The sequence below is a fragment of the Pseudaestuariivita sp. genome, from assembly GCF_052825805.1.
In genome coordinates, this window is sequence record NZ_JBRBVB010000013.1 from 108,299 (window position 1) to 130,614 (window position 22,316).

The 22,316-nt window shown below is 65.4% G+C and carries 24 protein-coding genes; 7 read left to right on the plus strand and 17 right to left on the minus strand.

From position 1 onward, the window contains the following. Positions 1-77: 77 nt before the first annotated feature. Entirely contained in the window at positions 78-1,244 is a 1,167-nt protein-coding gene (locus ACU0B3_RS14745) for an MFS transporter (RefSeq protein WP_446261628.1), read from the minus strand. 180 nt (positions 1,245-1,424) lie between these two features. Between ACU0B3_RS14745 and ACU0B3_RS14750 the strand changes: the two genes are divergently transcribed. The 4 genes from ACU0B3_RS14750 to ACU0B3_RS14765 all read left to right on the plus strand — a co-directional run bounded on the left by ACU0B3_RS14750 (position 1,425) and on the right by ACU0B3_RS14765 (position 4,376). After that, positions 1,425-2,075: a 50S ribosomal protein L25/general stress protein Ctc gene (locus ACU0B3_RS14750; RefSeq protein WP_446261629.1), complete on the plus strand. Its 651-nt coding sequence runs from the start codon at positions 1,425-1,427 to the stop codon at positions 2,073-2,075. A gap of 136 nt (positions 2,076-2,211) precedes the next feature. Beyond that, positions 2,212-2,934, plus strand: a complete 723-nt coding sequence (pth, locus tag ACU0B3_RS14755; RefSeq protein WP_446261630.1) for an aminoacyl-tRNA hydrolase — start codon at positions 2,212-2,214, stop codon at positions 2,932-2,934. Next, a complete protein-coding gene (locus ACU0B3_RS14760; RefSeq protein ID WP_446261631.1) occupies positions 2,931-3,980 on the plus strand; it encodes a DUF2332 domain-containing protein in 1,050 nt (349 codons plus the stop codon). Before pth ends, ACU0B3_RS14760 begins: the two co-directional genes overlap by 4 nt. A gap of 9 nt (positions 3,981-3,989) precedes the next feature. Continuing rightward, positions 3,990-4,376: a DUF2237 family protein gene (locus tag ACU0B3_RS14765; RefSeq protein ID WP_446261632.1), complete on the plus strand. Its 387-nt coding sequence runs from the start codon at positions 3,990-3,992 to the stop codon at positions 4,374-4,376. Here ACU0B3_RS14765 and trpB read toward each other — a convergent pair. The 5 genes from trpB to rpsA form a co-directional block, all read right to left on the minus strand. After that, the gene (gene trpB, locus ACU0B3_RS14770; protein ID WP_446261633.1) at positions 4,373-5,605 is read right to left on the minus strand and encodes a tryptophan synthase subunit beta; all 1,233 of its coding nucleotides are present in this window, start codon (positions 5,603-5,605) and stop codon (positions 4,373-4,375) included. The genes ACU0B3_RS14765 and trpB overlap by 4 nt on opposite strands. A gap of 210 nt (positions 5,606-5,815) precedes the next feature. Next, positions 5,816-6,457 carry a phosphoribosylanthranilate isomerase gene (locus ACU0B3_RS14775; RefSeq protein ID WP_446261634.1) on the minus strand — a complete coding sequence of 214 codons (642 nt, stop codon included), beginning with the start codon at positions 6,455-6,457 and terminating at the stop codon, positions 5,816-5,818. Between the two features lie 10 nt (positions 6,458-6,467). Beyond that, positions 6,468-6,827 carry a LapA family protein gene (locus tag ACU0B3_RS14780; protein WP_446261635.1) on the minus strand — a complete coding sequence of 120 codons (360 nt, stop codon included), beginning with the start codon at positions 6,825-6,827 and terminating at the stop codon, positions 6,468-6,470. Positions 6,828-6,836: 9 nt separating this feature from the next. Continuing rightward, entirely contained in the window at positions 6,837-7,121 is a 285-nt protein-coding gene (ihfB, locus tag ACU0B3_RS14785) for an integration host factor subunit beta (RefSeq protein ID WP_446261636.1), read from the minus strand. Positions 7,122-7,399: 278 nt separating this feature from the next. Beyond that, a complete protein-coding gene (gene rpsA / locus ACU0B3_RS14790; RefSeq protein ID WP_446261637.1) occupies positions 7,400-9,076 on the minus strand; it encodes a 30S ribosomal protein S1 in 1,677 nt (558 codons plus the stop codon). 340 nt (positions 9,077-9,416) lie between these two features. On the opposite strand from rpsA, the gene ACU0B3_RS14795 reads away from it, so the two are divergent. Beyond that, positions 9,417-10,796: a hypothetical protein gene (locus ACU0B3_RS14795; protein WP_446261638.1), complete on the plus strand. Its 1,380-nt coding sequence runs from the start codon at positions 9,417-9,419 to the stop codon at positions 10,794-10,796. A gap of 128 nt (positions 10,797-10,924) precedes the next feature. On the opposite strand, the gene ACU0B3_RS14800 is transcribed toward ACU0B3_RS14795, so the two are convergent. The 7 genes from ACU0B3_RS14800 to aroA form a co-directional block, all read right to left on the minus strand. After that, positions 10,925-11,191 (minus strand): hypothetical protein, encoded by a 267-nt coding sequence (locus ACU0B3_RS14800; RefSeq protein ID WP_446261639.1) that lies wholly within the window; start codon positions 11,189-11,191, stop codon positions 10,925-10,927. Positions 11,192-11,516: 325 nt separating this feature from the next. After that, positions 11,517-12,041, minus strand: coding sequence for a hypothetical protein (locus ACU0B3_RS14805; protein ID WP_446261640.1), 525 nt, complete (start codon positions 12,039-12,041; stop codon positions 11,517-11,519). Positions 12,042-12,126: 85 nt separating this feature from the next. After that, positions 12,127-13,314, minus strand: coding sequence for a DUF2130 domain-containing protein (locus ACU0B3_RS14810; protein ID WP_446261641.1), 1,188 nt, complete (start codon positions 13,312-13,314; stop codon positions 12,127-12,129). A 53-nt stretch (positions 13,315-13,367) separates the two neighbouring features. Beyond that, positions 13,368-13,973 carry a (d)CMP kinase gene (locus ACU0B3_RS14815; protein WP_446261642.1) on the minus strand — a complete coding sequence of 202 codons (606 nt, stop codon included), beginning with the start codon at positions 13,971-13,973 and terminating at the stop codon, positions 13,368-13,370. 10 nt (positions 13,974-13,983) lie between these two features. Next, positions 13,984-14,361, minus strand: a complete 378-nt coding sequence (locus ACU0B3_RS14820) for a GFA family protein (RefSeq protein ID WP_446261643.1) — start codon at positions 14,359-14,361, stop codon at positions 13,984-13,986. 34 nt (positions 14,362-14,395) lie between these two features. After that, a complete protein-coding gene (locus tag ACU0B3_RS14825; RefSeq protein ID WP_446261644.1) occupies positions 14,396-14,917 on the minus strand; it encodes a hypothetical protein in 522 nt (173 codons plus the stop codon). After that, entirely contained in the window at positions 14,917-16,269 is a 1,353-nt protein-coding gene (gene aroA, locus ACU0B3_RS14830) for a 3-phosphoshikimate 1-carboxyvinyltransferase (RefSeq protein WP_446261645.1), read from the minus strand. Before aroA ends, ACU0B3_RS14825 begins: the two co-directional genes overlap by 1 nt. A 225-nt stretch (positions 16,270-16,494) precedes the next feature. On the opposite strand from aroA, the gene ACU0B3_RS14835 reads away from it, so the two are divergent. Further along, positions 16,495-17,484 carry a DUF1353 domain-containing protein gene (locus ACU0B3_RS14835; protein WP_446261646.1) on the plus strand — a complete coding sequence of 330 codons (990 nt, stop codon included), beginning with the start codon at positions 16,495-16,497 and terminating at the stop codon, positions 17,482-17,484. Positions 17,485-17,715: 231 nt separating this feature from the next. On the opposite strand, the gene lepA is transcribed toward ACU0B3_RS14835, so the two are convergent. The 4 genes from lepA to ACU0B3_RS14855 all read right to left on the minus strand — a co-directional run bounded on the left by lepA (position 17,716) and on the right by ACU0B3_RS14855 (position 21,713). Further along, positions 17,716-19,530, minus strand: a complete 1,815-nt coding sequence (lepA, locus tag ACU0B3_RS14840; protein WP_446261647.1) for a translation elongation factor 4 — start codon at positions 19,528-19,530, stop codon at positions 17,716-17,718. Positions 19,531-19,606: 76 nt separating this feature from the next. Next, entirely contained in the window at positions 19,607-20,959 is a 1,353-nt protein-coding gene (locus tag ACU0B3_RS14845; protein ID WP_446261648.1) for a DNA methyltransferase, read from the minus strand. Positions 20,960-21,031: 72 nt separating this feature from the next. Further along, positions 21,032-21,211, minus strand: a complete 180-nt coding sequence (locus ACU0B3_RS14850; protein ID WP_446261649.1) for a hypothetical protein — start codon at positions 21,209-21,211, stop codon at positions 21,032-21,034. 85 nt (positions 21,212-21,296) lie between these two features. Then, positions 21,297-21,713: a VOC family protein gene (locus ACU0B3_RS14855; protein ID WP_446261650.1), complete on the minus strand. Its 417-nt coding sequence runs from the start codon at positions 21,711-21,713 to the stop codon at positions 21,297-21,299. Positions 21,714-21,988: 275 nt separating this feature from the next. Here ACU0B3_RS14855 and ACU0B3_RS14860 point away from each other — a divergent pair, with 275 nt between their 5' ends. Beyond that, positions 21,989-22,195, plus strand: coding sequence for a cold-shock protein (locus tag ACU0B3_RS14860; RefSeq protein WP_446261651.1), 207 nt, complete (start codon positions 21,989-21,991; stop codon positions 22,193-22,195). The last annotated feature ends 121 nt before the right edge of the window (positions 22,196-22,316 follow it).

The window sequence follows — 22,316 nt, forward strand, 5'->3', positions numbered from 1 at the left end:
CGCACAGCGGCCCAAGCCCTGCCGAACAGCCCCGCCTGGCGCCAAGATAAAGCACGCCCAAAGGGCGTTCCTTCAGATCAAACCTTGTCTTCCCGCCGCAGCATCACGAGGAACAGCGGCACCAGCGCCAACACCACCGCGACGCAGACAAACGACCAGCGCAGGCCGACGGCCTCGCTCACGAGCCCCATCATCGGCGGCCCCACAAAGAACCCCAGATACCCGATCACCGCCACCCGGCTGATCGCAACCGTCCGGCGGTGCGCCGGCACGCGGCGGCCAACAAGCGCCAGCACCATCGGCGCGATCACGCTGACCCCAAGACCGAGCACGGCAAACCCGAGGTAGGCCACCCACTCGACCTGCGCCATCGCGGCGATCAGCGCGCCCGAGGCAGAGAGCAAGGCCGCCCAGAAGGTCACCGACGCCTCACTGAACCGCGCCACCACCGCCTGCCCGGACAGGCGCCCGATCGCCATGGTGATCCCCAGCATCGTCGGCCCCAGCGCGCCCTCCGTGGCGTTCCCGCCCAAAGACCGCTCGATGTGCAGCGCCGACCAGCCCTCCGCCGCGTTCTCCGTCAAAAACGCCACCAGAACGATCAGCCCACCCCACCAGACGGGCCGGCTCAGCTTGAACCCGGCGCTCTTGCCATCATCCTCCGGCGCCTCGCGCGGCGGCTCGATCATCCACCAGGCCCCGAGCGCGATCAGCGCGAACCACACGCCAAAGGTCGTCTCTACCGGCACGCCCGCCTCCCGCGCCAACCCGGCCGAGAAAGCAGCAATCGCGTAAGCCACCGAAAAGAAACCGTGATTGAGGTTCATGAGCGACACGCGCTCCGCCCCCTCGATCCCGGCAAGGCGCGCGTTCATCACCACGTCATGCAGGCCCGAGGCTCCACCGGTAAAGAACAGGAACACCGCAAAGACCCACAGAACCGGCGCCGACACCATCACCTGCGCGGCGATCACCAGCATCAACGCGCCGATGGCCATGCCAAATTTCCCCGTCACCCGGTCAAAAAGCGGCGCAAGCAGCATCGCGCAGACCGCGCCCGCCGAGCCAAAAAGCAAGGCCACGCCGAACGCGCCGTCCGACGCCTCGAGCCCCGCCTTGATGTCGGGCACATAGGCGGCATAGGTCCCCCAGACCGCGCCCTCGGCCATGAAGGCAGGCAGGGTGGCGCGCGACAGGCGGAAACCGCGGGACCAGGAGGTGTGCAAGGCCGGCAAGGACGTCATGCGCCCAGCCGTTTCACAGCCCCCGCGCCCCCGCAAGAGCGCCCGCATCGGTGCGGGATCAAAAACTCTGACCGCCCTGCAACATTTGCCCTTTTCAACAGCCGCAACCCGCGCTATCGGGCGGGCTTCACGCGGGCATACAGCCTTGGAGGATGCCCGCCGCAACCCAGGAGAGATATGATGGCTGGCGAAATCCCAGATCTTCACGCTCAGGAACGTACGGGGACAGGCAAGGGCGCCGCTCGTCAGGCGCGCCGCGAAGGCCGCGTTCCGGGCATCGTGTTCGGTGGCGACACCGACCCGCTTCCGATCAGCGTGCCCTTCAACGAACTGCTTAAGCGCCTCAAGTCCGGGCGGTTCAAGTCCACGCTTTTCAACCTCAAGGTCGACGGCCACGAAGACGTCCGCGTCATCTGCCGCGACGTGCAGCGCGACGTGGTCAAGGACCTGCCGACGCACATCGACCTGATGCGCCTGCGCCGCACGACCAAGATCAACCTCTTCATCCCGCTCGACTTCGTCGGCGAAGAAGAGGCGCCCGGCAAGCGCAAGGGTGGCGTGCTGGCGATCGTTCGGCCGGAGATCGAACTGATCGTGACCGCCGGCGACATCCCTGAGGACATCAAGGTCGACGTGTCCGGCCTCGAGATCGGCGACACCATCACCATCTCGTCCGTGACCCTGCCCAAGGGCGCCAAGCCGACGATCGACCGCGACTTCGTGATCGCGAACATGTCGGCCCCGTCCGGCCTTGCCTCTCAGTCCGATGACGACGAGGGCGATGCTCCCGAGGCGGACGACGTCCCGGCGACCGAGCAATCCGAAGAGTGATCTTCCGCCCTTATGGGCAAGCAAGACCCAGAACGCCGCGCTCCACCCGGGCGCGGCATTTTGCGTTGCAGCATTTGCGCCCGCGCGCCCGGCGCGCTAGGCATCGCAAACGTCCCTTCAGCTCAGGAGTCCCGCCATGCGCCTCATCGTCGGACTGGGCAACCCCGGTGCCAAATACGCCCGCAACCGCCACAACATCGGCTTCATGGCACTGGACCGCATCGCCTCGGATCACGGCTTTGCCCCCTGGAAGGCCAAGTTCCAGGGACAGGCCGCCGAAGGACGCTTGGGCCGCGAAAAGGTCCTGCTCCTAAAACCCGAAACCTATATGAACAATTCCGGCCAATCCGTCGGCGCCGCCCTGCGCTTCTACAAGGCCGAGCCGGACGACGTGATCGTCCTCCACGACGAAATCGACCTCGCCCCGGCCAAGGTCAAGGTCAAGCACGGAGGCGGCCACGCCGGCCACAACGGCCTTCGCTCGATCCACGCGCATATCGGCGACAGCTACGCCCGCGTACGTCTCGGCGTCGGCCACCCCGGCCGCAAGGAGCTGGTCCCTGGCTACGTGCTCAAGGACTTCCCGAAGGCTGACGACGATTGGCTCGACCTTGTGCTGCGCGGTGTATCGGACGGCGCGCCCTCCCTCGCGGACGGCGACGATGCCCGGTTCCTCAACGCTGTTGCGATGCAGGTGAACCCGCCGCGCTCCGGCACCGGGACCAAAGGCCCGGCCAAGGACAAACCTCAGCAGACGACCAAACCTGCGACACCCAAGGCTCCCGAAACCTCCACCAAGGAAGCAGCCGCACCCGACAACCGCTCCGCCCTGCAACGGCTCGCGGACAAGTTCCGGTGAGCGTCCGCGCCGCCTTTTCCGCACAGGCCAAAGTCTGCCCCGGCCTCGGCTCCCCTTTTATGGGACGGCTCATGGCGCTTTTTGCAAACCGCCTCGAGCGCGGCTCGTCCGTTGCGGATCGCATCCTCGACTGGCCCGGCGACGTCGGCCCCTCCGCACAATCCGTGCCGCTGCGCACCGCGGGCGCGCTCCACAGCCTGATCCTGCGCGGAAAGGCCCCGGGCCTCGCCGCCGTCTACCCGCCACACGAGACATCAGACGACGCCCTCTGGGACGCCGTTATGGCCGCCTTGGGCACACACTCCGAGGCGATCCACACAAGCCTCGACAGCCCGCCGCAGACCAACGAGGTCCGTCGCGCCGCCTGTCTCATTGCTACAGGCCACGCCCTCACCGCCCGTTTCGGCCTCCCCCTCCAACTGAGCGAGCTTGGCGCCAGCGCCGGCGTCAACCTCCTCTGGGATCACTTCGCGCTCGAGGCCCTCGGCACCCGCCTCGGCCCGGCGGAAGCACCCATCATGCTTACGCCGGACTGGACCGGCCCTCCGCCTATCTCGGCATCGCCAAATGTCATCGAGCGTCGCGGCGTCGACCTGCGCCCGGTCGACCTCACCTCAGAGGACGCCGGGCTGCGCCTCCTCAGCTACCTCTGGCCCGACCAGCCGGACCGCCTCGCCCGGACCCGCGCGGCCATGGCACTCCCCGCCCCGCAGGTGGACAAAGGTGACGCCATCGACTGGCTCGCAACACGGCTGGAACACCCGCACGAAGGCACCCTGCACCTCGTCTTTCACACCATCGCCTGGCAGTATTTCCCAGCCGAAGTGCAGGCCCGCGGCGAACGCCTCCTCTCCGAAGCAGGCACGCGCGCGACCCAAGACCGCCCCCTCGCCCGCCTCTCGATGGAGCCTGATGGCCAAAGCCCCGGCGCCGCCCTACATCTGACCACGTGGCCGGGCGGCAGACGGCAGAGCCTCGGACGGATCGACTTTCACGGACGCTGGCTTAACTGGACATCACCGGACTGGACGCCACCTGATTGGTAGGAGCAGACCATGGAGAAAGACGACGATATCAACGTGCTGGGCGGCGCTCTTGAGAGTTGCTCCACCGACCCCATGACCGGCTTCTTTCGCGACGGCCATTGCTCGACCTGCGCCGCCGACCAGGGCAGCCACACGGTCTGCGCCGTGATGACCGCTGAATTCCTCGCCTACTCGAAATACTTCGGCAACGACCTCTCGACGCCCGTACCGCAGTTCCGCTTCCCCGGCCTCAAGCCCGGCGATGGCTGGTGCCTCTGCGCCGGAAGGTTCCTGCAAGCCCACGAGGAAGGCTGCGCGCCGCAAGTCAACCTCGCCGCGACGCACGCACGCGCACTCGAAATCGTCCCGCTCAGCGTGCTCGAAGAACACGCCTTCGGGAGCAGCGACGACGCCTAGTCGCTCGCGCCCATCTCCACCCCCAGCGCAGCCGCGACGGTAAAGATGTCCTTGTCGCCCCGCCCGCACATGTTCATGCAGATAATGTGATCGGCCGGCAGCTCTGGCGCGATCTTCATCACATGCGCCAGCGCGTGGCTCGGCTCGAGCGCCGGGATGATCCCCTCCTGCAGACAGCAAAGCTGGAACGCCTCCAGCGCTTCCTTGTCGGTGATCGACACATATTGCGCCCGCCCGATGTCGTGCAGCCACGAGTGCTCGGGACCAATCCCAGGATAGTCGAGCCCCGCCGAGATCGAGAAGCCCTCGAGGATCTGCCCGTCATCATCCTGCAAAAGGTAAGTGCGGTTGCCATGCAGCACGCCCGGACGCCCACCGGTGAGCGACGCGCAATGCTCCATCTTCTCGTTTACACCTTTGCCGCCCGCCTCGACGCCGATGATGTTGACCTCCTTGTCGTCGAGGAAGGGATAAAAGAGCCCCATCGCATTCGAGCCACCGCCAATCGCGGCGATGATCGTGTCCGGCAAACGGCCCTCCTGCTCTTGCAGCTGCGCCTTGGCCTCCTTGCCGATGATCGACTGGAAATCGCGCACCATCGCCGGATAGGGGTGCGGCCCCGCCACGGTGCCGATGCAGTAGAACGTGTCGCGCACGTTCGTCACCCAGTCGCGCAGCGCGTCGTTCATCGCGTCCTTGAGCGTGCCGCGCCCCGAGGTAACCGGGATCACCTCCGCGCCCAGCAGCTTCATGCGAAACACGTTTGGTTTCTGCCGCTCAACGTCATGCGCGCCCATGTAGACCACACACTTGAGCCCGAACTTGGCACAGACCGTCGCCGTCGCAACGCCGTGCTGGCCCGCACCCGTCTCGGCGATGATCCGGGTCTTGCCCATGCGGCGCGCCAGGATGATCTGCCCGAGCACGTTGTTGATCTTGTGCGCGCCGGTGTGGTTCAGCTCGTCCCGCTTGAGGTAAATCTTGGCCCCGCCCAGATGCTCGGTCAGGCGCTCGGCAAAGTACATGGGCGACGGCCGGCCCACGTAATGCGTCCAGAGATCGTTCATCTCCGCCCAGAAATCGTCGTCGGTCTTGGCCTTCTCGTACTCCGCCTCGAGATCGAGGATAAGCGGCATCAGCGTCTCCGACACGAACCGCCCGCCAAAGTCGCCAAACCGCCCGTTTTCGTCCGGCCCGGTCATAAAGGAATTGATCAGATCGTCTGGCATCTCGCGCTCCCCTGTCTAAGCGCCAAGGGGTATATCGCACAGCCTTCAGGGACAAGCGCCAACCACTGCGACCCGTTGCCTGCACCACCCCTCAAACGGCACTGCCCACCCTACTTCTTCTGGCTAAAAATATCCCGGGGGAGACGACACAAAATCTTCGCAAGAAGATTTTGCGGCGGCGGGGGCAGAGCCCCCATACCGACGCAGACCCTACGTGCACACCGCCGCCAAAAAGGCACGAACCTTCTCAGCCGATTTCACCCCCGGCGCATCCTCCACGCCCGAAGACACATCGAGCTGCCCGGCTCCCGTCAACGCAACCGCCTCTGCCGCATTCTCAGGCGTCAATCCACCGGCCAGCATCCAGGGGTGCGTCCAGCGGCGATGCGCCACCAGCCGCCAGTCGAAAGAGACGCCATTGCCGCCTGGCAGGTTTGCGCCCTTCGGAGGTTTGGCGTCCACCAAAATCTGATCCGCGACCGAAGCATATCTGTCGACCGCCTCAAGGTCCGCCGCGTCCGCGACCCCAACCGCCTTCATCACCGGCAAGCCATAACGTGCCTTGACCTGAGCCACGCGCTCCGGGCTTTCCGAGCCGTGCAGCTGCCACATGTCGAGCGGCACCGCGGCATCGATGGCATCGAGCGCCGCGTTGTCTGCGTTGACCACCAACGCGACCTTCATCACGCCCGGCGGCACCTCGACGGCCAGCGCGCGGGCCGACTCGATGGAGAGGTTGCGGGGAGACTTTTCAAAGAACACGAACCCTACGTAGGCCGCGCCGGCAGAGACCGCGGCGCTCAGCGCTGCCGGATCGGTGATCCCGCAAATCTTGACCTTCGGAGCTGTCATGTGACGGGCGTCAGCTTGCCTCGTCGAGGAGCGCAAGCACGTCGTCCTTGCCCTCGTTCCGCTGCGCCTTCAGCCGCTTGACCTCGCGCTCCAGCTCCTTGGCCTCGCGCGTCTTGCGGCTGGCCGTGGCGCGGTGCTTGATCTCGCGCAGGTACTCCCAGGTGAAGCCGATCAGCAGGCCCGCCGCGATCCCGATAAAGATCACGACATACAGCGGCAGATCGACGGAGTAGCTCGCCATACCGGCGCCCGGCATCTCCTGCAGGCCCGTGGGAATGGAATTCAGCGTCACGACCTGGCGGTTGGCCAGCGCGACGCAGACGAGGATCACCGCAAGAACGGCCAGAAACGCATATTTGATGTACCGCATCGGCCTCGATCACCCCTTGCCGTTCAAACGATCGCGCAGCAGCTTGCCCGTCTTGAAGAATGGCACGTGCTTCTCTTCGACATCAACCGCTTCGCCGGTGCGGGGGTTCCGCCCGACGCGCGCGTCCCGCTTCTTGACCGAAAACGCGCCAAAGCCGCGCAGCTCGACCCGGTCGCCGCGCGCCATCGCGTCGATGATCTCTTCAAAGATGGTGTTGACGATCCGTTCGACGTCACGCTGGTAAAGGTGCGGATTTTCATCCGCGATTTTCTGAATCAGCTCAGACCTGATCATGGTGACATCCCCCGGACCACACATTATCCGCTCGGTCCGACTATAGGGATCTGGCCGGGAAACAAAAACGAAAACCGGACCGGCGCGCCGCAAACCCCTGATTTTTGCGGCGTTTGGCGCCGTTGGGCGGGACCTCGCCGCGGCGCGCTCACCTGCGACGTGCTGCCGCACAGCCTCCAGTGGCACGCGTTTTTCTGATTCGGGCACGCCAAAACGACAAATGCCCCGCATACGCGCTGCGGGGCACTCGAACTCTTCGAGCCATTTCTGGCCGTGGATCAGTCGTCCTTGTTGAGGGCCGCGCCCAGAATGTCGCCGAGCGATGCACCGGAGTCCGAGGAGCCGTACTGCTGAACGGCCTCTTTCTCTTCGGCGATCTCGCGCGCCTTGATCGACAGGCCCAGACGGCGGGACTTGCTGTCCACGTTGGTCACGCGCACGTCGACCTTGTTGCCGACCGAGAAGCGCTCGGGGCGCTGTTCGGCGCGGTCGCGGCTGAGGTCGCTGCGGCGGATAAAGGACTTCATGCCCTCGTATTCCACCTCGATCCCGCCATCCTCGATCGCGGTCACCTCGACGGTGATGATCGAGCCGCGCTTCACGCCGCCCACGGCATCGGCGAACTTGTCGCCGCCGACGTTCTTGATCGAGAGCGAGATGCGCTCCTTCTCGACGTCGACTTCGGAGACGACCGCCTGCACCACGTCGCCCTTGCGGTAGGACTGGATCGCGTCTTCGCCGCGCTCGTCCCAGCTGAGGTCCGAAAGGTGCACCATGCCGTCGATGTCGCCGTCGAGCCCGACGAAGAGACCGAATTCGGTGATGTTCTTGACCTCACCCTCGACCTGCGTGCCCTCGGGATGGGTCTCGGCAAAGACCTCCCACGGGTTGCGCATGGTCTGCTTGAGACCGAGCGAGACACGGCGCTTGGCACCGTCGATCTCGAGCACCATGACCTCGACCTCCTGGGAGGTGGAGACGATCTTGCCCGGGTGAACGTTCTTCTTGGTCCAGGACATTTCGGAGACGTGCACGAGGCCCTCGACACCCGGCTCCAGCTCGACGAAGGCACCGTAGTCGGTGATGTTCGTCACGCGGCCCTGGTGGACCGAGGCCAGCGGGTACTTGGCCGCGACCAGATCCCACGGGTCTTCCTGCAGCTGCTTCATGCCGAGCGAGATGCGGTGGGTCTCTTTGTTGATCTTGATCACCTGCACCTTGATCGTCTCGCCGATGGCGAGGATCTCGGAGGGGTGGTTGACGCGGCGCCAGGCCATGTCGGTCACGTGCAGAAGGCCGTCGACACCGCCGAGGTCCACGAAGGCCCCGTATTCGGTGATGTTCTTGACCACGCCGTCCACGGCATCGCCTTCGTTGAGCTTGCCGATGACTTCGGCGCGCTGCTCGGCGCGGCTTTCCTCGAGGATCGCGCGGCGCGAGACGACGATGTTGCCGCGGCGGCGGTCCATCTTGAGGATCTGGAACGGCTGCTTGAGACCCATCAGCGGGCCTGCGTCGCGCACGGGGCGCACATCGACCTGGGAGCCCGGCAGGAAGGCCACGGCACCGCCGAGATCGACGGTAAAGCCGCCTTTGACGCGCCCAAAAATCGCGCCCTCGACGCGGGCGTCGTCGGCGTAGGCTTTCTCGAGACGGTCCCATGCCTCTTCACGGCGGGCCATCTCGCGGGAGATGACGGCTTCGCCGCGGGCGTTCTCGGCGGCGCGCAGGTAGACTTCCACCTCGTCGCCGACCGCCACGCTGGGCGCTTCACCGGGTTCTGCGAATTCCTTGAGCTCGACGCGGCCTTCCATCTTGTAGCCGACGTCGATGATGGCTTGGCCCGCTTCGATCGCGATCACCTTGCCCTTGACCACGGACCCTTCGGTCGGTGTGTCCATTTCGAAGCTTTCGTTCAGGAGTGCTTCAAACTCGTCCATTGATGCGTTTGCCATGTGGCGTTTTCATTCCTTTGTATCGGCCCATGTGAGGCCCGGGATTTGACTGGCCGCGCGGTTGGCTCCGCGGGTCTTGGTTGGCCGGAGGCGGGCGGCTGGAAAGAAACGACAAAGGGCCGGTTGCCCGACCCTTGACTGGTGTTCTCGTCCCAACGCGAGAAGGCCCGCCGCGTTGACGGGTGTGCTTTAGGCGGCTGGCGCCTGTTTGGCAAGCCCTCGGGGCCACGCGTGGCCTCGCGCGGCACCGGCGCGCTGTCGCTCGAATGTCATCATTCTGTCACCGCGCCGTTACGTGCCGTCCCTACCCGCTCGCCTTGTACTTAATGGAGACGACCTCATGCCCCGCATCCTTCTTGCCGGTTCCGTATCGCTGATCGCGCTGACCGCGGCTGCCCATGCCGAGACCACCCGTATCGTACAGAGCGCGCCCGAATTGCAGAGCGCGCTCGACGCGCTTGTCGAGACCGGCGGCACCGTGGTTCTGAACGGCGACGCGTTTGGCACCGACACCACGATGACCTACGCCGGGACCGCGCCGCTGACGCTGCTCGGACAGGGGCAAACGATCCGCATGCGCGGCGCGGGCGACGTCTTTGCCGTGACCCAAGGCGCCGATCTGACGGTGTCGGGCGTGAACTTCACCGGACCCGGGGGCTATTCGATCATGGCGCAGGCCGGGGACGTGGCGGGCAAGGGCCTCTTTGTCGCCGTTCCCGAAGACGCGGACGGCACGGTGACGATGATGCTGAACGACGTGACCGTCTCGGACGTGGCGAACCACGGCATCCACATCTCGGACTGCACGCTGGCGGACGCCTGCGGGTCGGGCGGTGGCGGCGCGGGCGACGGCTCGGCGGCATCGGTGCACCTGCACATGACGAATGTGCTGGTCGATGCGGTCGGGCTCGGCAGCTTTGACGCGGACGGGGTGCGCGTCGATGAGCGCGGCGCGGGCAGCATCACGATGTTTGCCGCAGACAGCACCTTTCAGCGCGTGGGCGCGGACGGGATCGAGCTCGACGAAGGGCAGGACGGCGACGTGACGGTGCATGTCGCAAGCTCCTACTTCATCGCCAACGGCAACTACTGCGATCCCGCGATCCTCAGCCCCCTCCTGCCGTCGCCCGACGAGGCGGAGTTCGAGGACGGCGCGATGGCCGAGGACGCCATCCCCGGCCCGGTCACGGATGCGCCTGACGCAACCTGCATCGAGCGCGAGGTCGACCTTTACGACAGCGGATCAGTCGAGGCGTATGAATTCGGGCTCGACCTCGATGACGGGTTCGACATCGACGAGGCCGGCGCCGGCAGCATCTTTGCGGTGGTGAACGACACGCTGATCCGGGACAACCGCGACGAGGGGCTCGATTTCGACGAAGAGGACGCGGGCGGCATCCACCTGACATTGAACGGGAACGCGGCCGGCAACACCGATGACGGCGTAAAGCTCTCCGAAGAAGACGCGGGCGACGTGACCGTCGAGGCTCTTCACGCTGTGGCGCTCGACAACGGCGGCAAGGGCTTTGTGTTCGAGGAAGAGGGCGACGGCGATCTGACGGCGCTGATGCGGGACGTGACCGCGGCGGGCAACGATGACGGCGATAAGACCGGCATCGAGGTGGTGCAGGAGGATGCCGGGACCGGCACGCTGACCGTCGTGCGCGGTGATATTGCGGATGGCATCGACGCTGAGGGGGTGACGGTCACCGAAGAGTGACGGGTGCCACCTTTCTCAATTGAAACGGGCGTTCACGCGCCGTCCCGCGGGGTGGCGCGGCCTGACGGTGCCCGTCAGGCGGGTGCTTTGAATCAGGCGAGCGAAAAATCGGGTAGGGTTTGCCCGCGTCAGGCGTCATTCAGACAAAGAAACAGGTAGAGCGTGCCTTCGTAGTTAGGCAGGTGCCGCTGCGAGACGCGCTCAGCGAATTTGCGGTTGCCGCGTTGGCAGATCGAGTTCGCCTTGGCGTCGAGCTCGGCATCGGTGAAGGCGGCGAACATGGGCTGCACGATGCTGACGCTGTCGCCGTTGAACGCCTGCACGATCGGCTCCTGCTTGGGCATGGCGCAGGCGGAGAGGGTCACGAGGCAGATGAGGGAGGCGGCAAGACGCATGGCGTTCCTTTCAGGGCGTTTGCCTGTCAGGATGGCGCGGTCTTGGTAAAGATGAGGTTAAGCGCGGTGCCGTATTTGAAGAGACCTCGGACCCACTACATTCAGACCGGATGTTCACGCGCCGACCCGAGGGGTGGCGCAATCGCGCCGCCGGTTTTGCCAAAGGCAAACCTTCGGTTTGACGGGGGCGGGTCGGCCCGGCCTGACAATGCCTGTCAGGCGTGCGCTTTGAAAAAATCTGGTGTCTACTAGGAGTAAGATCGCCTCCTCTCGCAGTTGGACAACGCGATCAGCACTTTTTTCGCAGGAAAAAAGTGCGCACCGCTCAGATGTCCTCCCCCTTCTCGATCAATTCGTCGAGCAGGTCGCGGTAGATGTCGTTGCTGTCGCCGCCCCCAAAGATCGCCGCCCCGCCTGAGTAAAGCGTACCGTACGTCTGGGCGACCGCCACGGTCTGCGCGAGGCCCGACAGGAGCTGGTTCTTTTGCAGGGGCGAGAGCGGGTGGATGTAGACGCCCCACACCCGGCCCTGCGCGATGGCGTAGCGCGCGTCGAGCGCGGTGTCGAAATTGGCCTGCATGAGGCGGCGCAGCTCGCCGTCCTCGAGACCTGCGGCGCTGCGGATCGGGACCATGGCGCGCATGCGGTCCGCGGAAGGGTCGGCGATGATCAGCACCGGCACGTCGGCGATGGTGAACTCCACCCCGTTGCCGCGCGGACGCGCGTCGGGATCGACGGCCTGTACGATCTCGATCATGCGCGGGATGGTCATGGGCGGCTCGGGCGCCTCTTGCGCGGAGACGCTGAGCGGGATGAGCAGTGCAAGAGCGGCGACAAGGACGCGCGGCATGGGGGAGACCTCCGGGGCTGAGTCGCGGTCAGCTTACCCCAGAGCGGCAGATTTCCGAGAACACGTTTGCGCGTGGTCGCGCGCGTCAGTCCGGCTCCCCCAGCAAGGCGGCCTCGTAGAGCCCTTCGATGTCGGCGACGGCGCCGCCTGCGATACCCTGAAAATCGCCATACATCCCGATCATGGCGTCGCGCGCGATGCCGAGCGCCTTTTCACGTTTGGCCCATTGTTTAACCATGAACGCCTGCTCGCGGCGGAGGTCGTCCTGGATGGCCTCGAATTTCTCGACCACCGCCTCGATGCGGGCGCGGAAGGCGGGGCTGGTGATGTAGTCGTAGACCATCTCGGCCTTGGTCGCCTGCCCGGCGCGCGCGATGCGAGCGGAGGCGAGCTCGATAAGGCCCTCGCGCAAGGCGGAGGCGAGCGCGATGGCGTGGGCGGGCGCGGTGACCCAGACGCCGTCGATCAGGAGGAACGTGTCGACCTCCTTGGGGAGCGCGCGGCTCGACAGGATGGCGACGTCGGCGCCGGTGCTGCGCATGTCCTCGCGCAGCTTGGGGAGCCAGTCGCGTGACCAGGCTTCGGTGCGCTTGCTTTCCCACAGGATAGCGCCGGCGGTGCCGCCGCGCGCGTGGACCTGCTGGACGCAATCGGCGCCGCGGATGCCCTTCGGGACTTCGGCGATGGTGTCCTGCGGGAAGGCGAGCGCGAGACGCTCTTCGAGCACGACTTCGGCGGCCTCGCCCTGGCGCTGCTGCGAGCCGGTTTCGGCCTTGCGGCGGAGGGTCTCGACCTGCGCCTTCATCGCTTCGAGTTGCTGGTCCTTTTCGGCAATTTTCAAGGCGGCAGCCTCGTCCTGTGCGGCCTGGCGGGCCTTGAGCGTGGTTTCCATCTGCGCGGCGGCGCGGGACTTTTCCTCGGCCATGAGGGCGGAGACTTGTTGCTGCACGGTGAGCTCGAGGACGGCGGCGCGGGCGTCGAGGGCGCGTTCCTTGGCGATGGCCTCGGCCTGGGCCTTTTGCGCTGCCGCCAGCTGGTCGGTTTGCGCCTTCAGCGCGTCCTTGAGCGCCCGGAGTTCCTCGGCCTGCGCCGCCTGCGCCTCGCCCCGCGCTGCGCTGCGTGTCTCGGCGAGAGCCGCTGCGTGCTCTGCGGCGAGGGCCTTTTCGCGGGAGGCAAACTGCGCGCGTGCCTCGGCCAGCATTGGGCCGGCGAGGCTTTCGGAGAGGGCGATGTCCGACTGGCAGTGCGGGCAGGTGATCGTGGTGTCGCTCATGCCGGTATGTTCGCGCTTTGTGCCGCGCTTGGCAAGCGCTCAGCGCAGTGACGTCAGCGCAGCTTGGCGACCTCGGCGCAGGCGGTCTCGACGGCGGTGTCGATGTCCATCTCGGAGGTGTCGATCTTGATCGCGTCCTCGGCCACCATCATCGGCGCGTCCACCCGGCCGGCGTCGCGCGCATCGCGCTCGCGCAGATCGGCGAGGACCTGGCCCAGCGTGATGTCGAGCCCCTTGCCCGTCAGTTCGGCATGGCGGCGCGCGGCGCGCACCTCGTCGCTGGCGGTCACGAAGAGTTTCACTTCCGCCTCGGGGCAGATCACCGTGCCGATGTCGCGCCCGTCGAGTACCGCGCCGCCGAGCCTGCGCGAGAAGGCTTGCTGGAAGTCGAGGAGTGCCTGACGCACTTCGGGGATCGCCGCCACGCGGGAAGCCGATTGCGCGACTTCGGGTGAGCGCAGGTCGTCCGCATCGAGGTCCTCGGCCTTGAGCTCTTGCGCGGCGGTGATCGGCGCGATGCCGAGCAGGACGCGTGCACCAACCGCGCGATAAAGCAGGCCGGTGTCGAGATGGGCAAAGCCGAACCGCTCCGCGACCGCGCGCGAGATCGTGCCTTTGCCCGAGGCGGCGGGTCCGTCGATGGCAACCGTAAAGCTCATGGGGCGCGGGTTAGCCTGTCCTGGCCGCCACGTCCACTTGTGTCGTCAGGTTCGGGTCGTCTTGCGGGGCATGGGGCAATCCTGCAGGCAGGTCGTAGTAATCGCCGCGGTCGGCGCAAAAGATGTGGCCGGCCTCGCGCAGCCCCGTCGCGCCATCGAGCGTGCCCGCGTGGATCGACATGTTGACCCCGGGGCCGTCCCAGAACAGGCTCGAACCGCAAAACCCGCAGAACCCGCGCCGCGCGCTGTCCGAGGAGGCGTACCAGGTGACGTCACCGGTGACGGTGATGTTCTCGCGCCGGGCGGAGGTGGCGGCGACGTAGTGGCCGGAGGTCTTGCGGCACTGCACGCAATGGCAGGCGATCACCGGGCGCAGGGGTCCGCGCACAGTGAATCGGACCGCGCCGCACAAGCAGCTCCCCTCAGCTTTGACGTCCCTGGCCATGTCGTCCCTCCCGCACCACGCCCCAGATGAGCAGCGCCACAGAGCTTAGCAAGGCGAGGTACTTCACCAGCGTCAGCGACTGCGCCACTTGCAGGAAGGCTAGGTCCGGCAAGCTTGGCAGATCCGTCAAAATCCGACGCGTCACGAGGTTTTCCGCCCAATCGGCACACACATACGTCACCGGCGCCGCCTCCGCGCCCGGCACGCGCCAGTTCCTGAGCCACAGGATCAGCGCGAGGCCAAGCGCGGGGGGAAACGCCGTGTCGAGCCAGAACACCCAGGTCACGAGGATGTCGCGCGCCACGGGCGGCAGGCGCCAGAGGTACTCTTCGGCGGCGGCAAGGCTGTAGGTCGGGAACCGCAGGTCCAGCGGCAGCGCGCCCGCCGCGTGCGGCATCTGCCAAAAAAGGATCACCCCCATCAGCGCGGCATAGAGCACCAGCGCCAAAAGCGCCGCCTTCCAAGGCAGACGCAAGGTCGCCAGCAGCGCGGCGATCATCAGACCGGGTCGCGGCGGAGGTCCGCTCCGAGGCCGGCCATCAGCGGCTCGAAGATCGGGAAGGACGTGGTGATCGGGCCGCCATCATCCACGGACACCGCCTTTTGCGCGGCCATTCCGAGCACCATGAAGGACATGGCGATCCGGTGGTCGAGCCGGCTGCCGGCCATCGCGCCGCCTGGCACGCCCCCTGCCCCGCAGCCCTCGACGCACCACCAATCCTCGCCCTCGGTCACCGCCACGCCATTGGCGCGCAGCCCGGTGGCCATGGCGTCGATCCGGTCGCTCTCCTTGACGCGCAGCTCCTTGACGCCGCGCATCTCGGTGGTGCCGGTGGCGTTGGCCGCCACGACGGAGAGGATCGGGTATTCGTCGATCATCGAGGCCGCGCGGGCCGGGTCCACCGAGATCCCCTGCATGTCGGGGGAGAAGCGCGCGCGCAGATCGGCGACAGGCTCGCCGCCCTCCTCGCGCATGTTCTCGAAGGTCAAGTCGGCGCCCATCTCGATCAGCGTGGTAAAGAGCCCGGCGCGCGTCGGGTTGAGCCCGATGTTCGGCACCAGCACGTCAGAGCCCGGCACGATCAGCGCGGCACAGACCGGAAAGGCGGCCGAGCTTGGGTCGCGCGGCACGACGATGGTCTGAGGTTTCAGTTCGGGCTGGCCTGTCAGCGTGATGACGTGGCCTTCGTCCGTCTGTTCGGTCCGCACCTCGGCGCCAAACCCCCTCAGCATCCGCTCGGTGTGATCGCGTGTCGCCTCCGCCTCGATCACCACCGTCTCCCCGGGCGCGTTGAGCCCTGCGAGCAGCACGGCGGATTTCACCTGCGCAGAGGCCATCGGAGTCGTGTACCGCACCGGCCTCGGGCTCGCTGCACCGACGATCGTCATCGGCAAGCGCCCGCCGCGCCGCCCGTAGGACTGCGCACCGAACAAGGCGATGGGGTCCGTGATCCGCGCCATGGGCCGTCCGTTGAGCGAGGCATCCCCGGTGAAGGTCGCGGTGATCGGTGTGGACGCCATCGCCCCCATGATCAGGCGCACGCCGGTGCCGGAATTGCCGCAGTCGATCACGTGATCGGGCTCCGCAAAGCCGCCCACGCCCACGCCGTGGATGCGCCAGGTGCCGCCCTCGTCCCGCGTTACCTCGGCGCCAAAGGAGCGCATCGCCTTGGCGGTATCGAGCACATCGTCCCCCTCGAGAAGACCCGTCACCACCGTTTCCCCCACGCTCAGCGCGCCGAGGATCAGCGACCGGTGGGAGATCGACTTGTCACCCGGCACCTCCGCCGTCCCTGTCAGCGGACCGCAGGGGGTGGAGGACATCGGGATCGGCGTTCCGTGAGACGACATGGGAGGCTTCCTTTGCAGGCGCTTGTCGGCGCCTCTGGGTGTTCCGGCGCTGATAGCGCAGGCGCCTTGGGGCGTCCATCCGCGATGCGGCCTGGCCCGGCGTTTGCCGCATATACCAGTATCCGGTCTTGATCGCCGGGGGGCGTGCCTGCAAAGTGCGGCCAGCCGCCCTGAATTATGCGGCGTCAAAAGACATAGGTTGCTCACCCCATGCGTTTCAGCCCCATGCGTTTCAGATTTTCCCTGCTCTCGGGTGCCGCCCTCCTCGCGCTCGGCGCGTGCACGCCGCTCGGTATCACCTCCGTCGATGACCTCAGCGAGGCCGAGATCGCGCTTGCCCGCAACTTTTGCGAGGGCAGCGGGCTCGCCGCCTGCCGGTTCGTCAACAGCCCCGTGCGCCTCGGCACCGAGGCCGTGCGCGTGCCGGGCCGCGCCAACAAGTTCTTTCGCACCGCCAACCGCCTCGAATTCACCGACGGCGGGCAGTCGCTCTGGATCGCCTCGCGCGACACGCTGACGGACGGCGCCTCGATCCCGCGCATCTTTGTGCCGATCGTGGGTCTGCCGACCAGCCCGTCCTTCGTGAATGCCGCCGCCGTGCACGACGCCCATTGCGGCATCGGCAACGAGAACGGCCCCGAATTCCACTCGCGCACATGGGAAGACACGCACCGCATGTTCTACGACGCCCTCCGCGTCGGCGGCACGCCAGAGCTCAAGGCCAAGATCATGTTCGCCGCCGTCTACCTCGGCGGCCCGCGCTGGAACGCCGGCGGCCGCGAGCTGGACGGTGTCCCGCAACAATCGATGCGCGCGACATTGCGGCAGGTGATCGGTTTTATCCGCTCGGCCAACCCGACCGTGCCGCAGATCGAAGCCTATATCGAAGAGCGCGAAAAAGAGCTGCTCCGCCAGCCGCTGAAAGAAGACAGCTCCCCTACCGATCCGGTCAAGGTCGAGGACGAGCCTACCATTATCGAGCCCGAGGAGCCCTTCGAGCCCGAAGAGCCCGTGATCAACCCCGAGCCGCCGGTCACGCCCGTGCCTCCGATCCTGCCAGAGCCCCCGGACGAGCCCGACACCCCCACCATCGACCCCGAGTTCCCCGACGGCTTCAACCCAGACGGCGACCCCGACTTCGGCTCTCCCGGCGACGGCGAGGATGGGTTTATCGACCCCCTGCCGTGTTTGCCGAGTATTACGGAGTGCGGGTAAAGGCGACAACGCTCCGATTGGCTTGCAAGGCGAGATGACGCCTTAAATCAGTTCGGCAGCCGTCCGCACATAATTGAGGATAGGCACAGGGGACGCAGATATCCTCCGTCCGCACTTGACCAGTGAAATTTCAGTTGCAAGACTTCTGTGGCGATACAGTCGCGCCTAAGCACGCGTGGTATGTACGAGGCTTAAAGACCAGCGGCGCCCCGGATCAGGTCCGGGACGGGTCTAGCTGTCCATCTTCAGCGCCGAGATGAACGCCTCTTGCGGGATGTCCACCTTCCCGAACTGGCGCATCTTTTTCTTACCCGCCTTCTGCTTGTCGAGGAGCTTGCGCTTGCGGGTGGCGTCGCCGCCGTAGCATTTGGCCGTCACGTCCTTGCGCAGGGCCGACAAAGTCTCGCGGGCGATCACTTTGCCGCCGATGGCCGCCTGGATCGGGATTTTGAACATGTGGCGGGGGATGAGGTCCTTGAGCTTTTCGCACATGGCGCGGCCGCGCATCTCGGCACGGTCGCGGTGGACCATGGTTGACAAAGCGTCGACGGGCTCGTCGTTCACCAGCACCTGCATCTTGACGAGGTTGTCCTCGCGGTAGCCGGTCATCTGGTAATCGAACGAGGCATAGCCCTTGGTCACCGATTTCAGGCGGTCGTAGAAATCGAACACCACCTCGTTCAGCGGCAGATCGTAGACCACCATCGCGCGGGAGCCGGCGTAGGTCAGGTCCAGCTGGATGCCGCGGCGGTCCTGGCAGAGCTTGAGCACGTCGCCGAGATAATCGTCGGGCACCAGGATCGTCGCCTTGATCCGCGGCTCCTCGAGGTGGTCGATCTTGGACGGGTCAGGCATGTCCGCCGGATTGTGCAGCTCGATCATCTCGCCCGGCTCGTTGTCCTTCCCCTTCATATAGATGTGGTAAATCACCGAGGGGGCGGTCGTGATGAGCTCGATGTTGTACTCGCGCTCGATCCGGTCGCGGATGACTTCGAGGTGCAAAAGGCCGAGGAACCCGCAGCGGAAGCCGAAGCCGAGCGCCGCAGACGTTTCCATCTCATAGGAAAAGGAGGCGTCATTCAGCGCCAGCTTCTCGATCGCGTCGCGCAGGTCCTCGAACTCGGCTGAATCGACCGGGAAGAGGCCGCAGAACACCACCGGCTGCGACGGCTTGAAGCCCGGGAGCGCGTCCTCGGTGCCCTTCTTCTCGTGTGTGATCGTGTCGCCCACGCGGGTGTCGCGCACCTGCTTGATCGAGGCGGTGAGAAAGCCGATCTCCCCCGGACCCAGCTCGTCGATGTTCGCCATCGCGGGGCGAAAGACGCCGATCCGGTCCACGTGGTGCACTGTGCCGTTCGACAGGAACTTGATCCGCTCGCCCTTTTTGAGCGTGCCGTCCATGACGCGCACGAGGACGATCACACCGAGGTAGGCGTCGTACCAGCTGTCCACTAGCATCGCCTTGAGCGGCGCGTCGCGCGTGCCTTGCGGGGCGGGCAGCTGGTGCACGATGGCCTCGAGCGTCTCCTTGATGCCGACGCCGGTCTTGGCCGAGACCTGGATCGCGCCTGACGCGTCGATGCCGATCACGTCCTCGATCTGCTCGGCGACGCGGTCCACGTCCGAGGCCGGCAGGTCGATCTTGTTGAGGACCGGGACGATCTCGTGATCGGCGTCGATGGCCTGATAGACGTTGGCGAGCGTCTGCGCCTCCACCCCTTGGGTGCTGTCGACCACCAGCAGCGAGCCCTCGACCGCGCGCATCGAGCGGGAGACCTCGTAGGCAAAGTCCACGTGACCGGGCGTGTCGATCAGGTTCAGCACATACTGCTCGCCGTTCTCGGCGGTGTAATCGAGGCGCACGGTGTTGGCCTTGATCGTGATCCCGCGCTCGCGCTCGATGTCCATGGAATCAAGGAGTTGCTCCTTCATATCCCGGTCGGCCACGGTGTTGGTGTCCTGGATCAGCCGATCGGCCAACGTGGACTTCCCATGGTCGATATGCGCCACGATGGAGAAGTTGCGGATATGCGAAAGCTCGGTCATGCGCGAGGATATGCGGGTCTTTGCAGGGGCGGTCAATGGGGCAAGATGGCAGGGTCAAACGGCGGCAGACAGCCTGTCACAGGTCAAGCGCACCCTGCGCGCCGCTGTCCTTCTCCGCCGGTGCCGCCTTGTAGGTGTCGCCGTGCCGCAGGGGCGCGTCGATGGAGGCCGGGCCGCGTGCAATGGCGTCCTCGATGGTGACGATCTGGATGCGGGCACGCGGGTCAAACCCTTCGACGTCGAGCGTGCCCATGCCCCTGGCCTCCGCCACCATGTTGCGCGTTGGCGGCTCGAGCGTGAGAAAGACGCCGAGGTCGGCCTTTTCACGGGTCACGACGGCATCGAGCTCACGGATCATTGCGACCCCGACGTTCTTGCCCCCCTTGACCGAGACGATGGCCTTGAGGCTTTTGCCCGGACCGAACCAGAAGGTGCCGTCGATGCCGCCGTCCGCGCCCTTCCGGCCGCCACCCTGCGGGTAGGCTGCCACGAGACCGCAGGCCCATTTTTCGAACTCCTTTTTGGTGCGGTCGTCGCGGTCGAAAAAGTCGCGCGCGGCAGAGACGTCCTTGGGTGTGCCGTGCACCGTGAACTGCGCCTTGCCCTCAAAGGCGTCCTTGAGCCGGGTTTCGATCAGCGAGATAGCGAGGTGCGTGACGTCGATGCCGATCCACGTGCGGTTCAGCTTTTGCGCGGCGTGCACTGTGGTGCCGCAGCCGCAGAACGGGTCGAGCACGGTGTCCCCTTCGTTGGAGGACGCGTTGATGATGCGTTCGAGAAGGGCCACGGGTTTTTGGGTGGGGTAGCCAAGCTCTTCCCGTCGACCTATCGGCAGCAAATCCGACCAGTCATTGGTCACAGTGCGGCCTTTAGACTCGTCGAGGTACTTTTTGTATTGCGGTACCGCCCCCGGTTTGAGTTGTACAACAATCCCATCATCATAGGCTTGTTGCATCCGCTCACGAGTCCATCTCCAAACTCGGGAGACACCCAAAAATTCATAGGTAAGATTTGGTCGATCATCGTTCGGATTTAGCAAAGGAAGCAAGCGATATTGCCGTCCATCTTTGTCTTTGTACCTATATGCTTTTTCAACGTAATCGCTGTCGTGCGCTCCGTATTGAGGTATGAAAAGCGAGGACGACGAACTTGTGTATCGTAAAATGACATCGCGACAATTAGCGAAGTTCTTGGAATTTAGGCTTTTCGGATTTGATCGTCGCCAGGAAATCTCATTGCCAAAATTCCCCGCCCCAAACACCGCATCCAGAAGCACCTTCAGATAATGCGACGCGGTCGGGTCGCAGTGCAGGTAAAGGCTCCCCGTCGGCTTGAGCACCCTGTGCAGCTCGGTCAGCCTGACCCCCATCATGCACAGGTAGGCCGTCATCGCGTTCTTGCCGAGAAAGCCGACCATCGCCTCCAGCATCGCGGCGGCGTCTTGGTAGGGGCTGTCCTTGACCTCGTTCAGCGCCTGCAGCGAGGTCAGGTCCGACCATTGCTAGGTATCGTCGAATGCCTCGATCTGCGCAGGGCTCTCGTTGCCCTTGGGGCCCTTGAAGAGCACGTTGTAGGACGCGTTCGAGTTGAACGGAGGGTCGAGGTAGATCAGGTCCACGCTCTCGTCCGCGATCTGCGTGCGCAGCACGTCGAGGTTGTCGCCATAATAGAGGTGGTTCACTGCGTCCTCCCTGCCCGGTTGCTCCGGTGTCTATTGCGCCGAGCTTAATGCAAGGTGTGGAGGCGTGGCGAGCAAAAGCTCACCGTCACACCCGCGCGTTCACCTCGATGAGGTTACCCGAGGGGTCTTCCACGTAGAGGTGGTGAAAGCCGGGGATGGCGAATTCGGGGGTGTAGCTGTAGCGCACACCCGCAGCATCGAGGCGGGACATGACGACCGAGAGGTCGGGGACCTCAAAGGCGACGTGACCGCCGACGGACGGGTTATGAGAGAGGTTGTTTTTCGCCGGAAAGTCCGGGTCGGGCGCAATCAGGTGCAGCCCTGTGTGCGACTGCCGCCCGTCCGCAAAAAGCGCCAGCTTGTCGGGCGAGCCGGGGATGTAGCCGCGCGCCGCGGGAAAGGTCCACGCGGCCTCCTCCACTCCGAGCAGGGCGGCGTAGAACCGTGCGGTGGCGCGCACATCGCGCGCCTCGAGGTTTACGTGGTGCAGGCTCCAGGTCATCGCGCGCTCCTTTGCATGACGGCTCTGTGACGGATTGACGCTAAGCCCGCGCGCGGGGGCGGTAAAGCACGGCGTTTTGCCGCCCACCCGCGAAAAACAAGGGATTTATTTGCCGCCTTCCCTTGCCAAGCACGCCGCCCCGCGCCATGTGCACCCTAGCTACGTTACCACTATCGACCCACTGCTCTTCTGCTTCGGCGCTGTGCAACGCGATTGAGTTGACCGATGCGACGAAGGGGCGTGCGTTTGCGCCCTACAATTTAGGAGACATGACGATGGCCAAAGGCACCGTCAAATGGTTCAACGCCGACAAAGGGTACGGCTTCATTCAACCCGAGGGCGGCGGACCGGATGTGTTCGTGCACATCTCGGCGGTTGAGCGCGCCGGCCTGACCGGGCTCAAGGACAACCAGGCGATCAGCTACGAGCTGGAAACCGGCCGCAACGGCAAGACCTCGGCGGGCTCGCTCGAACTCGGCTAAGCCGCCGCGGGCATCTGCCCGGCACACCGATCGAAGGGGCGCTTTTGAGCGCCCTTTTTTATGCCCGCCAGCCGGACGCATTCCCCCGTAGGCCGCGGTGCACAGATATCTGGACAGAAGT

Coding starts and splice junctions, on each gene's coding strand:
- ACU0B3_RS14775 (WP_446261634.1), bottom strand. CDS start 6,457: ATGACAGCTCCGAAGGTCAAGATTTGCGGGATCACCGATCCGGCAGCG.
- ACU0B3_RS14860 (WP_446261651.1), top strand. CDS start 21,989: ATGGCCAAAGGCACCGTCAAATGGTTCAACGCCGACAAAGGGTACGGC.
- lepA (WP_446261647.1), bottom strand. CDS start 19,530: ATGACCGAGCTTTCGCATATCCGCAACTTCTCCATCGTGGCGCATATC.
- ihfB (WP_446261636.1), bottom strand. CDS start 7,121: ATGATCAGGTCTGAGCTGATTCAGAAAATCGCGGATGAAAATCCGCAC.
- rpsA (WP_446261637.1), bottom strand. CDS start 9,076: ATGGCAAACGCATCAATGGACGAGTTTGAAGCACTCCTGAACGAAAGC.
- ACU0B3_RS14765 (WP_446261632.1), top strand. CDS start 3,990: ATGGAGAAAGACGACGATATCAACGTGCTGGGCGGCGCTCTTGAGAGT.
- ACU0B3_RS14805 (WP_446261640.1), bottom strand. CDS start 12,041: ATGCCGCGCGTCCTTGTCGCCGCTCTTGCACTGCTCATCCCGCTCAGC.
- ACU0B3_RS14795 (WP_446261638.1), top strand. CDS start 9,417: ATGCCCCGCATCCTTCTTGCCGGTTCCGTATCGCTGATCGCGCTGACC.
- ACU0B3_RS14825 (WP_446261644.1), bottom strand. CDS start 14,917: ATGATCGCCGCGCTGCTGGCGACCTTGCGTCTGCCTTGGAAGGCGGCG.
- ACU0B3_RS14800 (WP_446261639.1), bottom strand. CDS start 11,191: ATGCGTCTTGCCGCCTCCCTCATCTGCCTCGTGACCCTCTCCGCCTGC.
- pth (WP_446261630.1), top strand. CDS start 2,212: ATGCGCCTCATCGTCGGACTGGGCAACCCCGGTGCCAAATACGCCCGC.
- ACU0B3_RS14810 (WP_446261641.1), bottom strand. CDS start 13,314: ATGAGCGACACCACGATCACCTGCCCGCACTGCCAGTCGGACATCGCC.
- ACU0B3_RS14855 (WP_446261650.1), bottom strand. CDS start 21,713: ATGACCTGGAGCCTGCACCACGTAAACCTCGAGGCGCGCGATGTGCGC.
- trpB (WP_446261633.1), bottom strand. CDS start 5,605: ATGCCAGACGATCTGATCAATTCCTTTATGACCGGGCCGGACGAAAAC.
- aroA (WP_446261645.1), bottom strand. CDS start 16,269: ATGTCGTCTCACGGAACGCCGATCCCGATGTCCTCCACCCCCTGCGGT.
- ACU0B3_RS14845 (WP_446261648.1), bottom strand. CDS start 20,959: ATGCTGGAGGCGATGGTCGGCTTTCTCGGCAAGAACGCGATGACGGCC.
- ACU0B3_RS14780 (WP_446261635.1), bottom strand. CDS start 6,827: ATGCGGTACATCAAATATGCGTTTCTGGCCGTTCTTGCGGTGATCCTC.
- ACU0B3_RS14815 (WP_446261642.1), bottom strand. CDS start 13,973: ATGAGCTTTACGGTTGCCATCGACGGACCCGCCGCCTCGGGCAAAGGC.
- ACU0B3_RS14750 (WP_446261629.1), top strand. CDS start 1,425: ATGGCTGGCGAAATCCCAGATCTTCACGCTCAGGAACGTACGGGGACA.
- ACU0B3_RS14745 (WP_446261628.1), bottom strand. CDS start 1,244: ATGACGTCCTTGCCGGCCTTGCACACCTCCTGGTCCCGCGGTTTCCGC.
- ACU0B3_RS14835 (WP_446261646.1), top strand. CDS start 16,495: ATGCGTTTCAGATTTTCCCTGCTCTCGGGTGCCGCCCTCCTCGCGCTC.